The sequence below is a fragment of the Aeromonas sp. FDAARGOS 1403 genome (assembly GCF_019047325.1).
Classification (GTDB): Bacteria; Pseudomonadota; Gammaproteobacteria; order Enterobacterales; family Aeromonadaceae; genus Aeromonas; species Aeromonas dhakensis.
In genome coordinates, this window is record NZ_CP077249.1 from 3,530,551 (window position 1) to 3,544,757 (window position 14,207).

10 protein-coding genes are annotated in these 14,207 nt (G+C 59.1%); 6 read left to right on the plus strand and 4 right to left on the minus strand.

The window, feature by feature from the left end; all coding sequences use genetic code 11:
- Positions 1–239: 239 nt before the first annotated feature.
- The 4 genes from I6L33_RS16465 (at position 240) to I6L33_RS16480 (ending at position 7,480) form a co-directional block, all read left to right on the plus strand.
- Complete coding sequence (locus I6L33_RS16465) at positions 240–2,168, plus strand: ATP-dependent DNA helicase RecQ (RefSeq protein ID WP_216972942.1); 1,929 nt, start codon at positions 240–242, stop codon at positions 2,166–2,168.
- Between the two features lie 566 nt (positions 2,169–2,734).
- Complete coding sequence (locus I6L33_RS16470) at positions 2,735–4,657, plus strand: PrkA family serine protein kinase (protein ID WP_005300364.1); 1,923 nt, start codon at positions 2,735–2,737, stop codon at positions 4,655–4,657.
- A 23-nt stretch (positions 4,658–4,680) separates the two neighbouring features.
- Positions 4,681–5,952 (plus strand): YeaH/YhbH family protein, encoded by a 1,272-nt coding sequence (locus I6L33_RS16475; protein ID WP_005300361.1) that lies wholly within the window; start codon positions 4,681–4,683, stop codon positions 5,950–5,952.
- A gap of 10 nt (positions 5,953–5,962) precedes the next feature.
- Positions 5,963–7,480, plus strand: coding sequence for a SpoVR family protein (locus tag I6L33_RS16480; RefSeq protein ID WP_005300359.1), 1,518 nt, complete (start codon positions 5,963–5,965; stop codon positions 7,478–7,480).
- Positions 7,481–7,545: 65 nt separating this feature from the next.
- On the opposite strand, the gene fadR is transcribed toward I6L33_RS16480, so the two are convergent.
- On the minus strand, positions 7,546–8,259 hold the full coding sequence (fadR, locus tag I6L33_RS16485) for a fatty acid metabolism transcriptional regulator FadR (RefSeq protein ID WP_017780097.1): 714 nt from the start codon (positions 8,257–8,259) through the stop codon (positions 7,546–7,548).
- A 333-nt stretch (positions 8,260–8,592) separates the two neighbouring features.
- On the opposite strand from fadR, the gene nhaB reads away from it, so the two are divergent.
- Together nhaB and dsbB are read left to right on the plus strand one after the other, a co-directional pair.
- Positions 8,593–10,173, plus strand: coding sequence for a Na(+)/H(+) antiporter NhaB (gene nhaB, locus I6L33_RS16490; protein ID WP_005300353.1), 1,581 nt, complete (start codon positions 8,593–8,595; stop codon positions 10,171–10,173).
- Positions 10,174–10,259: 86 nt separating this feature from the next.
- A complete protein-coding gene (gene dsbB / locus I6L33_RS16495) occupies positions 10,260–10,781 on the plus strand; it encodes a disulfide bond formation protein DsbB (RefSeq protein WP_005300350.1) in 522 nt (173 codons plus the stop codon).
- Between the two features lie 253 nt (positions 10,782–11,034).
- Here the strand turns inward: dsbB and I6L33_RS16500 are convergent, their stop codons facing one another.
- The 3 genes from I6L33_RS16500 to uvrB form a co-directional block, all read right to left on the minus strand.
- Positions 11,035–11,688: a DedA family protein gene (locus tag I6L33_RS16500; RefSeq protein WP_005300347.1), complete on the minus strand. Its 654-nt coding sequence runs from the start codon at positions 11,686–11,688 to the stop codon at positions 11,035–11,037.
- A 166-nt stretch (positions 11,689–11,854) separates the two neighbouring features.
- The gene (locus tag I6L33_RS16505) at positions 11,855–12,112 is read right to left on the minus strand and encodes a YkvA family protein (protein WP_216972943.1); all 258 of its coding nucleotides are present in this window, start codon (positions 12,110–12,112) and stop codon (positions 11,855–11,857) included.
- Positions 12,109–14,121 carry an excinuclease ABC subunit UvrB gene (gene uvrB / locus I6L33_RS16510; protein WP_216972944.1) on the minus strand — a complete coding sequence of 671 codons (2,013 nt, stop codon included), beginning with the start codon at positions 14,119–14,121 and terminating at the stop codon, positions 12,109–12,111. The genes I6L33_RS16505 and uvrB overlap by 4 nt, the downstream gene beginning before the upstream one ends.
- Positions 14,122–14,207: the final 86 nt, after the last annotated feature.

A 14,207-nucleotide genomic window follows, 5' to 3' on the forward strand; every position in this document is an offset into this window, starting at 1 on the left:
CAAGCCTTCTGTCGAGCCTGTCCGGAAACACACGGGGTTGCGGACAAGGAATATCCCATCTGCAGCCGCTTTTTTCCACAGAATCACTGAAAAATATCCGCTTCGCCTCACAAAAAATCTACAACACCGAGATAACACAATATCAACAACGCTCAAATGGATGCCATTTTCCCCCCCGATTGCCCTCCAGCCTCCACCCGGCGGTGGTATCATGACGGTTTTGCCGCGGAGCCTTTGCCATGATCTCATCCCTGTTGACCCGTCACTTTGGCTTCGATCGGTTGAGGCCGGGACAGGAAGAGGTGATCAGCCGGCTACTGGCGGGCAAGAACGCCGCCGCCATCTTCCCCACCGGCTCCGGCAAATCCCTCTGCTATCAGTTGCCGGCACTGGCCCTGCCCCACCTGACCCTGGTGATCTCCCCCCTGATCGCACTGATGCACGATCAGCTCGCCTTTTTGCGCAGCAAGGGGATCGCCGCCGCCACCCTCGACTCCAGCCTGACAGCGGAGGAGAGCCGCCGGGTGATGCAGCAGGCCAACGACGGCCAGCTCAAGATCCTGATGATCTCGGTGGAGCGCCTCAAGAACGAGCGCTTTCGTCGCTTCATCCAGCAGGTGCCGCTGTCAATGCTGGTGGTGGACGAGGCCCACTGCATTTCGGAATGGGGCCACAACTTTCGCCCCGACTACCTCAAGCTGCCTGACTATCGCCGCGAGCTGGCCATTCCCCAAGTATTGCTGCTGACGGCCACCGCCACCCCGGCCGTGATGGCCGACATGCAGGCCAAATTCGACATTGAAGATGACGGGCTCATCGTCACCGGCTTTTATCGCGCCAACCTGGACCTGGCCGTCGTCCCCCTGTCCGCCGAGGCGCGCGATGGCTGGCTGCATGGGGAACTGGTGCGCGATCCCGCCGCCCCCACCATCATCTACGTCACCCTGCAACACACTGCCGAAGCCTGTGCCGCCCAGCTGCAGCAGCGCGGGATCAGGGCCCGAGCCTATCATGCCGGGCTCGACGCCACCTTGCGCAGCCAGATCCAGCACGACTTCATGACCGGCAAGCTGGATTGCATCGTGGCCACCATCGCCTTTGGCATGGGCATCGACAAGGCCGATATTCGCCGGGTGATCCATTACGATCTGCCCAAGTCCATCGAAAACTACAGCCAGGAGATAGGCCGTGCCGGCCGCGACGGCCAGCCTTCCCGCTGCATCGTGCTGGCCAATCGCAGCCAGTTGCCGGTGCTGGAGAATTTCGTCTATGGCGACACTCCGGATCGCTCGGCCATCGTCGCGCTGCTCGAGATCCTGCTGCAAAGCGGCAGCGAGTGGGAATTCAGCCTGCTGCGTCTATCCAATGAGACCAACATCCGCCAACTACCTCTCAAGACCCTGCTGGTCTATCTGGAGATGGCGGGCATCATAGCCCCGGCCTACAGCTACTTTGCAGAGTACCGTTTCAAGTTCGTGCTGGAGAAAGTGGAGATCCTGGCCCGCTTCAATCCGGAGCGACGCCTGTTCCTGGAGCAGCTGTTCGCCTGCGCCCCGCAGGCCCGCAGCTGGTGCACCATGGACTTCGAAGCGCTCTGGCAAGGCTATCAGGGGGAGCGGCACCGCGCGGCGGCGGCCTTGGACTATCTGCAACAGCAGGGCTGGATCGAACTGGAAAGCAAGCAGATGACCGAGGTTTACCGGGTGCTGCGCCAGGAGATTGACGTGGCAACCCTGGCCGATGAGCTGCACAACTTGTTTGAAAAGAAAGAGCAAAGCGAGCTGGCCCGTCTGCAGGCATTGCTGGGTTTCTTTACCTCAAGCAGTTGCCTGAGCCATGAACTGGCACGCTACTTTGCCGATCAGGCTGCGCCCACTCATTGCGGGCACTGCTCGGTCTGTCGGGGCGAGGTGGCAGAGCTCCCCCCCTTGCCCGGCCGGACACTCCCCAATGAACAGGGACTAAGAGCCTGGTGCGATCCCCTAGTGGCCCTGTGTCACACCCGGCATCCGCGCATCCTGACCCGTTTTCTGTGCGGCATCGCCACGCCGCTCACCACCCGGGTCAAGGCGAAAAGCCTAGCCGGATTTGGCCAGCTGGCATCCCACCCCTTCGCCGACGTCCTGGCGGCGGTTTCCCGCATTTATCCGCGCCACCACGATCACTAGCTCACCAGACAGCGCCGATTGCGCTGAAAAAATAAGACCCTCGCATTTGCGAGGGTCAAGCCAACGGAAACGTGCTTAAACAGAGCTTTGTATCGGCAACCAGCCACTCTCTTGCTAAAGCGCTGACTGCCCGACACAGGGCCAATCTAGAGCAGTCGCAATGTAGCGTCAATGTAAAAATTAGAGCTAAAACACCAAACAATTAACTTTACGTGCACGTAAACGTAATGCCATTTCTGCTGCGTGGCGCGCTCCCCCTTGCCCTGACTGCGCTTGCGGCAGCCGGCCAGGAACAATGCGGTGCAGTTTCCATTTTTTGACAAACATTTATTTTTTATGTCTTTGACATTTGCCTCACTATCATGGCAAAAATAATTTAACAGTCAGTAACATAGGTGTGTCACTGATTGCGCCTTCCCGCATCGGGTCGGGAAGTACCCTTGCAAATTTAAACCAATAGTTGGTGATGGATTACTGGGGGCTGTTGACTAGGCTTAATGAGGTAAACAGAACAAAAGTAGTGATCCACTCTTTTCAGGGTAAGCGACTATAACGAGGGCAAAGTTATGGGCATCTTCGAGCATTATCAACAGCGATATGAGAAAGCCAGGGAAGAGGAATACAGCATCCAGGAGTTCCTGGATATGTGTAAACAGGACAAGTCCTGCTACGCCTCTGCCGCCGAACGTCTGCTGACCGCCATCGGTGAGCCTGAGATGGTCGACACCTCTGCCAATCCCAGACTCAGTCGTCTTTTTTCCAACCGCGTCGTGGCACGCTATCCCGCCTTCAAAGACTTCTACGGCATGGAAGAGGCCATCGAACAGATCGTCTCCTATCTCAAACACTCCGCCCAGGGGCTGGAAGAGAAGAAACAGATCCTCTATCTGCTGGGCCCGGTCGGCGGTGGTAAATCCTCGCTGGCAGAAAAACTCAAATCCCTGATGCAGAAGGTGCCTATCTATCGCATCAAGGGGTCACCGGTCAACGATCACCCCTTCTGCCTGTTCGACATTGAAGAAGATGGCGAGCTGCTGGAAAAAGAGTACGGCATCCCGCGCCGCTACCTGCGCCCCATCATGTCCCCCTGGGTCGCCAAGCGGCTGCACGAATTTGGTGGCGACATCACCAAGTTCAAGGTGGAGAAGGTCAACCCCTCCATTCTCGACCAGATTGCCATTGCCAAGACAGAACCTGGCGATGACAACAACCAGGACATCTCCTCCCTGGTCGGCAAGGTGGACATCCGCATGCTGGAGCACTTCGCCCAGGATGACGCCGACGCTTACTCCTACTCGGGCGCGCTGTGCAAGGCGAACCAGGGGATCATGGAGTTCGTCGAGATGTTCAAGGCGCCCATCAAGGTGCTGCACCCGCTGCTGACCGCCACCCAGGAGGGCAACTACAACGGGACCGAGGGGCTCTCCGCCCTCCCCTTCGACGGAATCCTGCTGGCTCACTCCAACGAATCCGAGTGGCAGCAGTTCCGCAACAACAAGAACAACGAGGCCTTCCTCGACCGGGTCTACATCGTCAAGGTGCCTTACTGCCTGCGGGTGTCGGAAGAGGTGAAGATCTACGAGAAGCTGCTGGTCAACAGTGAGCTGACCGATGCCAAGTGCGCCCCGGGAACCCTGGAGCTGCTGGGTCAGTTCTCCGTGCTGTCGCGCCTCAAGGAGCCGGAAAACTCCAGCATCTACTCCAAGATGCGGGTCTATGATGGCGAGAGTCTCAAAGACACCGATCCCAAGGCGAAGAGCTATCAGGAGTACCGCGATTACGCCGGTGTCGACGAGGGGATGAATGGCCTCTCCACCCGCTTTGCGTTCAAGATCCTCTCCCGCGTCTTCAACTTCGACCACGCGGAAGTGGCGGCCAACCCGGTACACCTCTTCTATGTGCTGGAGCAGCAGATCGAGCGCGAACAGTTCCCGCAGGAGCTGCACGACCGCTACCTTGAGTTCATCAAGGGCTATCTGACCCCGCGCTACGTGGAGTTCATCGGCAAGGAGATCCAGACCGCCTACCTCGAGTCCTACTCCGAGTACGGTCAGAACATCTTCGATCGCTATGTCACCTACGCCGATTTCTGGATCCAGGATCAGGAGTACCGTGACCCCGAGACCGGCCAGTTGTTTGACCGCGCATCCCTCAACAGCGAGCTGGAGAAAATTGAAAAACCCGCCGGGATCAGCAACCCGAAGGATTTCCGCAACGAAATCGTCAACTTCGTGCTGCGTGCCCGCGCCAACAATGCAGGCCGTAACCCCAACTGGACCAGTTACGAGAAGCTGCGCACCGTGATCGAGAAGAAGATGTTCTCCAACACGGAAGAGCTGCTGCCGGTTATCTCCTTCAACAGCAAAACCTCGGCCGAGGAGCAGAAGAAGCACGATAACTTTGTCGAACGGATGATGGAGAAAGGCTACACCCGCAAACAGGTGCGTCTGCTCTCCGAGTGGTATCTCAGGGTACGCAAGTCATCCTGACCCTGACTGTTCAAGGGGGAGTTATGGCGCATTTTATCGACCGCAGGCTCAACGGCAAAAACAAAAGCGCTGTCAATCGGCAGCGCTTCATCCGCCGCTACAAGAAGCAGATCAAACAAGCGGTCTCTGATGCTGTCTCCAAGCGCAGCATTCAGGACGTGGATACCGGCGAGAGCATCAGCATCCCGACCAAGGACATCGGCGAGCCTCATTTCCATCAGGGGCAAGGCGGTAAACGGGAGATGGTGCACCCCGGCAACGACCAGTTCGTCTCCGGCGACAAGATTGACCGCCCCAAGGGAGGAGGTGGCGGTCAGGGATCTGGCGAGGGGCAGGCTTCCAATCAGGGAGAGGGGGCGGACGACTTCGTCTTCCAGATCTCCAAGGATGAGTATCTGGACCTGCTGTTTGAAGATCTGGAATTGCCGAGGCTGCAAAAAACCCAGCTCAATCAGCTGATGGAAGTCAAAACCTACCGGGCGGGCTACACCTCCAACGGGGTGCCCGCCAACATCAACGTGGTGCGTTCACTGCAAAACTCGCTGGCCCGCCGCATGGCGCTGCAGGCAGGCAAGAAACGCCAACTGCACGAACTGGAGGATCGTCTCGCCCTGTTGGCCGCCGATCCCAACGAACATTTTGCCGAAATAGCCCAACTCGAGAAGGAGATCAGGGAGCTGAAAAGACGGATCGATGCGGTGCCCTTTATCGACACCTTCGATCTCAAGTTCAACAACTTCGTCAAGCGGCCCGTGCCTTCCAGCCAGGCGGTGATGTTCTGCCTGATGGACGTGTCAGGCTCCATGGATCAGGCCACCAAGGAGATGGCCAAACGTTTCTATATCCTGCTCTATCTGTTCCTGAGCCGGACCTACAAGAACGTCGAAGTGGTCTACATCCGTCACCACACCCAGGCCAAGGAAGTGGACGAGCACGAATTTTTCTACTCCCAGGAGACGGGCGGCACCATCGTCTCCAGTGCGCTCAAGATGATGAACGACATCATCAACGAACGTTACCCCGCCAACCAGTGGAACATCTACGCGGCACAGGCGTCAGATGGTGACAACTGGGCCGACGACTCGCCGCAGTGCCGGGAGATCTTGGTGCGGGACATCATGCCGCGGGTGCGGTACTACTCCTACATCGAGATCACCACCCGTGCTCACCAGACCCTGTGGCACGAGTATGAGTCGGTCGCCAGCCAGTTCCCCCACTTCGCGATGGAGCATATTCGCAAGGTCGAGGATATCTATCCGGTATTCCGGGAGCTGTTCAAGAAGCAAGCGGCTTGAGGGAGGTCATATGGTAGAAACCGCAAGAAAAGTAGCGCCGCTGGACGATGGCCCGGACTGGAACTTCGACCTGCTGGACATTTACCATCAAGAAATAGCCCGGGTCGCCAAATTCTATCGACTGGACACCTACCCCAACCAGATAGAGGTGATCACGGCGGAGCAGATGATGGATGCCTACTCCAGCGTCGGCATGCCCATCGGTTATCAGCACTGGTCATTCGGCAAGCGCTTCATCCACACCGAGCGCAACTACAAGCGTGGCCAGATGGGGCTGGCCTACGAGATCGTCATCAACTCGGATCCCTGCATCGCCTATCTGATGGAGGAGAACACCATGCCGATGCAGGCCCTGGTGATGGCCCACGCCTGCTACGGCCACAACTCCTTCTTCAAGAACAACTACCTGTTCAAGGCCTGGACCGATGCCTCTTCCATCATCGACTATCTGCTGTTTGCCAAGAACTACATCACCGAATGTGAAGAGAAGCACGGCATCGACGCGGTGGAGAAACTGCTCGACTCCTGCCATGCACTGATGAACTTCGGGGTGGATCGTTACAAGCGGCCTCAAAAGATCTCCATGGCCGAAGAGAAGCGACGCCAGAAGGCACGGGAAGACTATCTGCAGACCCAGGTCAACGAGCTGTGGCGCACCCTGCCCAAACAGCACAAGGCCTCCGGGGTGGAAGACAGACGCTATCCGGCCGAGCCACAGGAGAACATTCTCTATTTCATCGAGAAGAATGCCCCCCTGCTGGAGCCCTGGCAACGCGAGATCGTGCGTATCGTGCGCAAGATCAGCCAGTACTTCTACCCGCAGAAACAGACCCAGGTGATGAACGAAGGGTGGGCCACCTTCTGGCACTACACCATCCTCAATCACCTCTATGATGAGGGCAAGATAAGCGATCGCTTCATGATCGAGGTGCTGCACAGCCACACCAACGTGGTCTATCAGCCCCCCTACAACAGTCGCTACTACTCGGGGATCAACCCCTACGCCCTTGGCTTTGCCATGTTCACCGATCTGCGCCGCATCTGCGAGCACCCGACCGAGGAGGACAGATACTGGTTCCCCGACTACGCGGGCAGCAACTGGGTAGAGACGCTGCATTTCGCCATGCAGAACTTCAAGGACGAGAGCTTCATCAGCCAGTTCCTGAGTCCCAAGGTGATGCGCGACATGAAGCTGTTTGCCATCGATGACGACGACCTGAAGAACTACCTGAAGGTCTCGGCCATCCACAATGACGAAGGCTATCGTCAGGTGCGCAACACCCTGTCAGCCCAGTACAACCTGAGCAATCTGGAGCCCAACATCCAGGTCTACAACGTGGCGGTGAAGGGGGATCGCTCCCTCACCCTGCGCTATGTGCCACACAACCGGATCCCGCTGGGGGACTCCCGCCACGAGGTGCTCAAGCATCTGCACCAGCTGTGGGGTTTCGACGTGATACTTGAGCAGGACAATGGCGAACTGCCTCCCGACATCATAGGGCGCTGCCCGGAGAAGAAACCGGTCTGATCCCCTCACCTTGCAGCCATAAAAAAACGCGCCAATCGGCGCGTTTTTCTTGCATCAGAACAGGCTCAGTTGTCGCACAGGTTGCTCGGCATATCCTGGCGCAGACGAGTCCACAGCTTGCCGGACTCGATGCCGTATTGACGCACCGTCATGAACACGGCCTCGTGATTCTTGGTCTCGGCCAGGTTAAGCAGGGTCTTGTAGTAGGCATCCGCGGTTTCTCGCGCCTGCTTGTCGGAGAAGTAGTAGCGGCCAACCCGGCTGTACAGCCCTTTGAAACCGTTCAGGATCAAGGCGTAGATGGGATTGCCGGAGGCAAACGACAGCTGATGGTGCAACCGGTAGTCGAAGTCCGCATAGGCTTCGGCTGTGTTCTCCACCTCGGCGGCGCCGCGCAGGATCTCGGCGGCCTGCTCCGGGTTGTTGCGGATCGCGCCACGAATGAAGATGGTGCAGATGTTGGTACGCGCCGACAGCAGCTGAGCCACCAGATCCGGCACCTTGTCCTGATCGAGACGAGCCAGGGTCTCCAGAATGTTGAGTCCCGAGGTCTCCCAGAAGTTGTTCACCTTGGTCGGTTTGCCATGCTGGATGGTGAGCCAGCCATCGCGGGCCAGACGCTGCAGCACTTCACGCAAGGTGGTTCGGGTCACGCCAATCAGCTCGGACAGCTCGCGCTCGGCCGGCAAGATGGATCCTGGAGGAAAGCGATTGTTCCAGATGGACTCGATGATGTATTCCTCGGCAAACCCTGCGGGGCTCTGCGCTTTTATGACCATGTAGTGACTCTGTTGTAGTACGTAAAAAAGGCTCACGAATAATAGCAAAGCAGGGAGGGCTGGCAAGCAGAAGGTCAGTCCTCTGCTCACATCGGCGGGTGATTTTGTTAAAAAAATGTATTTCAGCCGGCAATGGGTGCCAGCCAACCCCTGTGTTGTCCATAAAACCACCATACTCATGGGCAAGGGCGACTATGTTATTTATAGTTAATGCTCTTTTTGATTAAAATCATGAGGAATCAATCTGATAAGGGACAACATCCGGATGTTCTGGTCGAGCCTGTCTTGACTGCATAGACGCAGATACCAACCACAAAACAGAGACCCATTATTATGCCAATCAGCTTAGGGCAAGCCTTTGCCAGGAACTTTCTGGGCAACGCCCCCCAGTGGTACAAGGCCGCTATTCTTCTATTCCTGCTGATCAACCCGATCGCCTTTTATCTCGATCCCTTCATGGCCGGCTGGCTGCTGGTCGTCGAGTTCATTTTCACCCTGGCCATGGCCCTCAAGTGCTATCCGCTGCAACCCGGCGGCCTGCTGGCCATCGAGGCAGTGCTGATCGGCATGACCTCGGCACAGCAGGTCAAACACGAACTGGTCGCCAATATCGAAGTGCTGCTGTTGCTGGTCTTCATGGTGGCCGGCATCTACTTCATGAAGCAGCTGTTGCTCTACGTGTTCACCAAGCTGCTGATCCGGATCCGCTCCAAAACGATGCTATCCCTGGCGTTTTGTCTGGTCTCCGCCTTCCTGTCTGCCTTCCTCGATGCCCTCACCGTGATTGCCGTGGTGATCAGCGTCGCCACCGGCTTCTACGCCATCTATCACAAGGTCTCCTCCGGCAAGGAGTTTGGCCACTCCCACGATTACACCGATGATGGCACCGTCAACGAGCTCAATCGTCAACACCTGGATGACTTTCGCGCCTTCCTGCGCAGCCTGATGATGCATGCCGCCATCGGTACTGCCCTCGGTGGCGTCTGCACCCTGGTGGGAGAGCCGCAGAACCTGATCATCGGTGAACAGGCCGGCTGGAACTTCGTCGAATTCGCCATTCGCATGTCTCCGGTCACGGTTCCGGTGTTTATCTGCGGTCTGCTGACCTGCGTCCTGGTCGAAAAGTGTCGCTGGTTTGGCTATGGCGCCAAATTGCCGGACGCGGTACGTCGCATCATGGAGGATTACAACCGTTATGAAGAGGCCGAGCGCACCGCTCAGGACAAGGCCAAGCTGATCGTGCAGGCGGTGATCGCCCTCTGGCTCATTCTGGGGCTTGCTCTGCACCTGGCGGCGGTGGGCCTCATCGGCCTGTCAGTCATCGTGCTGGCCACCTCCCTCACCGGCATCACCGAAGAGCACTCCCTCGGCAAGGCATTCCAGGAGGCACTGCCCTTTACCGCCCTGCTGGCCGTCTTCTTCAGCGTGGTCGCCGTCATCATCGATCAGCAGCTGTTCAAGCCGGTGATCCAGTGGGTGCTGGCGGCCGAACCCGACGCCCAGCTCGCGCTCTTCTACCTGGCCAACGGCCTGCTCTCCATGGTCAGTGACAACGTCTTCGTCGGCACCGTCTACATCAACGAGGTGAAGACCGCCCTGCTCAACAATGCCATCAGCCGCGAGCAGTTTGAGCTGCTGGCGGTGGCCATCAACACCGGTACCAACCTGCCGTCGGTAGCCACCCCCAACGGCCAGGCCGCCTTCCTGTTCATGCTGACGTCGGCACTGGCGCCGCTGCTGCGCCTCTCCTACGGCCGGATGGTGTGGATGGCGCTGCCCTATACCCTGGTGCTGGGTCTGGTGGGTTTCTTCTCGGTGGAGTTTCTGCTCGGCCCGCTTACCGACTGGTACTATCAGGCCGGCTGGCTGACGCTCGACAACGCCGCGCCTGCGGTACTGTCCGCACTCTACTGAGTGCCATGAGGGCCCGCCTGGGCCCTTTCTTTTTGGCCCCTGCTCTGCTCTAATTCAGCCACTGTTTTTTCTGTGAGATCAACCAGATGATTGAGTTTCTGCGCCGTATAGCCGCCCATCGCCTGGCATGGGGCCTGCTTGCAGCCTCCGCCCTGTTCCTCGAGTTGAGCGCCCTCTTCTTCCAGCACGTGCTGGGTCTGCATCCCTGCGTCATGTGCATCTATGAGCGGCTCGCCACTCTCGGGGTCCTCATGGCGGCGCTGCTCGGCATGGTGGCTCCGCAGAAATGGTATGTGCGCTGGAGCGCCCTGCTGATGTGGGGCGCCAGTGCCTTCTGGGGCCTGAAGCTGGCGCTCAAGCATGTGGACTATCAGGTGAACCCCTCTCCCTTCAATGTCTGCGAAGGGTTTGTCGACTTCCCGAGCTGGGCACCGCTGGATCAGTGGATCCCCTGGATGTTCTTCCCGGATGGCGACTGCAGCGAGGTCAGCTGGCAGTTCCTGAGCTTCTCCATGCCCCAGTGGCTGGTGGCCATCTTCGCCGCCTACTTGCTGGTGTTCGTTGTGGTGGCCATCGGCAACCTGGTCAAGGGGCGCTGCTGCAACTAGGTCGGATCAACATCATCCGTCGCGAAAAGGGAGCCAGTGGCTCCCTTTTTCATGAAGACTGCGGGTGGCGTCTTGAGCTCTGATATCGCTCTTCAACGTCTCGCTCCCCTGCCAGCCATCCTGGTGACTGCCTGCTTGCTCGCCGATTGGCCTTTCCTCCAGGCTCATCAGTGAGAAATCAGTAATCAGCACCATGCTCAAACAAAAAAGGGAGCCTGCGGCTCCCTCTCATGACACGGCCAACAAGGCTGACTCAGGAAGCCACCTTGCCGGCGTTGAGCTTGGCTTTCACCATGCCGATCACCATGGGCAGCAGCGAGATGCCGATGATGCCGAAGATAAGCAGGGTAAAGTTCTGCCGCACCACCGGCAGGTTGCCGAAAAAGTGGCCGGCGTAGACAAAGGAGATCACCCACAAGAGCCCCCCCACCAGATTGAACGCCAGGAAGCGCGGATAGGTCATGGCCCCCATGCCCGCCACGAAGGGGGCGAAGGTACGCACTATGGGCAGGAAGCGGGTGATGATGATGGTCTTGCCGCCGTGTCTGGCGTAGAAGGCGTGGGTCTTGTCCAGATAGTCCCGCCGGAAGATCTTGGAGTCCGGGTTGCGAAACAGCTGCTCGCCGAAGAAGTGACCTATGGTGTAGTTCACCACGTTGCCGAGCACGGCGGCGATGATCAGCACGGCCGCCAGGGTGTGCACGTCCAGCACGCTGCCCACGGTGAGGGCACCGGCGGCAAACAGCAGGGAGTCACCCGGCAGGAAGGGGGTGACCACCAGTCCGGTCTCGCAGAAGATGATGAGAAACAGGATGGCGTAAACCCAGATACCGTAGTTTTCAAACAGCTCTTTCAGATGCACGTCAACGTGCAGGATAAAGTCGATTGCAAAGAGGATCAGATCCATTTTTCCATACTCATGATGTGAACGGCGTGGAGTCTACGCCAATGCCAGGCAGGCCACAATCGCTGTGGAGTGCCTCCTGTACTCGCCGCTTGGCGTCGCTCGAATGAAACCGTTTATCCCGCCTCAGCCTCCCCCCGATATCGCAAACCTGTCGTGCCCTGACCGCTCAGGAGGCGCTCTCCAGATCCTTGCGCACCGGCGCCGGCAGACAGCGCTCCCAACCCCACAAGAGGAGCAACAACAGGGTGGCATCATCAAGCCAGCCGACCAGCGGCACCAGGTCGGGCACCAGATCCACCGGGCTGATGCCGTAGAGCAGCACCAGGATCACCAACCCCCTGGCCCACCAGGGGGTGGCAGGATGGCGAAAGCCCTGATAGAGGCGACGCAACCGTCGCCAGATGAGCCAGCATCTGGCGCTCATGACTCGATCAGCTCGCCGCGCAGCCGCTGGATCTGATCCCGCAGCGCCGCCGCCTGTTCGAACTCCAGATCCCGCGCATGCTGGAACATCTGCTCCTCCATCCGTTTGATCTCCTTGGCGATCTCGCTCGCGGAGCGGGCGTGGTACTCCCCTTGCGGCTCGGCGGCCTTGCGGCTCCCCTTGCCGGCCTTGCCCGCGGTGCGGCTGCCCCCCATGTCCATCACATCGCCGATGGACTTGTTGAGCCCCTTCGGCGTGATGCCGTGCTCCAGGTTGTGGGCGTGCTGCAGGGCGCGGCGCCGCTCGGTCTCTTCAATCGCCACCTTCATGGAGTTGGTGATGGTATCCCCGTAGAGGATCACCTTGCCGTTGAGGTTGCGTGCCGCCCGGCCTATGGTCTGGATAAGCGAACGGGTGGAGCGCAGGAAGCCCTCTTTATCTGCATCCAGGATGGCCACCAGGGAAACCTCCGGCATGTCGAGGCCTTCGCGCAGCAGGTTGATGCCCACCAGCACGTCGAATTTGCCAAGGCGCAGATCGCGGATGATCTCCACCCGCTCCACTGTGTCGATGTCCGAGTGCAGATAGCGCACCCGCACCTCGTGATCCGCCAGGTATTCGGTCAAGTCCTCCGCCATCCGCTTGGTGAGGGTGGTGACCAGCACCCGCTCCTCCACCGCCACCCGCTTGCGGATCTCGGAGAGCAGATCGTCCACCTGGGTGCTGACCGGCCGCACTTCCACCTCGGGGTCAAGCAGACCGGTGGGGCGCACCACCTGCTGCACCACATCGCCGCCGGATTTGTCCAGCTCATAGGGGCCCGGGGTCGCCGAGACGAACACCGTCTGCGGCATCAGCGCCTCGAACTCGTCGAACTTGAGCGGCCGGTTGTCCAGCGCCGACGGCAGCCGGAAGCCGTACTCCACCAGGGTCTCCTTGCGGGATCTGTCCCCTTTGAACATGGCGCCGATCTGCGGAACGGTAACGTGGGATTCGTCGATGATGAGCAGGCCGTCCCCCGGCAGATAGTCGAACAGGGTGGGCGGCGGCTCCCCCGGCGCGCGGCCGGAGAGGTAGCGGCTGTAGTTCTCGATGCCGGAGCAGTAGCCAAGCTCCTGCATCATCTCCATGTCGAACTGGGTGCGCTGGCTGATGCGCTGCTCCTCCACCAGCTTGTTGAGGGACAACAACTGCTCGCGCCGCCCCTTGAGTTCCTCCTTGATGTGCTCGATGGCCCCCAGGATGGTCTCGCGCGGGGTGGCGTAGTGGGTCTTGGGGTAGATGGTGTAGCGCACCACCGTCTGCTCGATGGCGCCGGTCAGCGGATCGAACAGGGAGAGCCGCTCCACCTCTTCGTCAAACAGCTCTACCCGCAGGGCCAGCTTGTCCGACTCGGCGGGGTAGATGTCGATCACCTCCCCCCGCACCCGGAAGGTGCCGCGCTGGAAGGCCATGTCGTTGCGGGTGTACTGCAGCTCGGCGAGGCGGCGCAATATGTCCCGCTGGTTGATCACATCCCCCACTTTGAGGTGCAGCATCATGCTGAGGTAGGCCTGCGGATCCCCCAGGCCGTAGATGGCCGACACCGAGGCGACGATCACCACGTCGCGCCGCTCCAGCAGCGCCTTGGTGGCCGACAGCCGCATCTGCTCGATGTGATCGTTGATGGAGGCATCCTTCTCGATGAAGGTATCGGTGGTCGGCACATAGGCCTCGGGCTGGTAGTAGTCGTAATAAGAGACGAAATACTCCACCGCGTTGTCGGGGAAGAACTCCTTCATCTCCCCATAGAGCTGGGCCGCCAGGGTCTTGTTGGGAGCCAGGATCATGGTGGGACGATTGAGGGTCGCGATGACGTTGGCCATGGTGAAGGTCTTGCCCGAGCCGGTCACCCCGAGCAGGGTCTGATGGGCGAGGCCAGACTCGATGCCGTCGAGCAGCTGGGCGATGGCCCTCGGCTGATCCCCGGCGGGTTGAAACTGGCTGGCCAGCTGGAATAACTTGCTCATGACGACTCCCGGCAAAAATACGCAAGAGCAGAAGTGTACTCCGAGTTGGGGTGGCCTGGGTATCCACTCTGGCAGCAGAAGCGGCT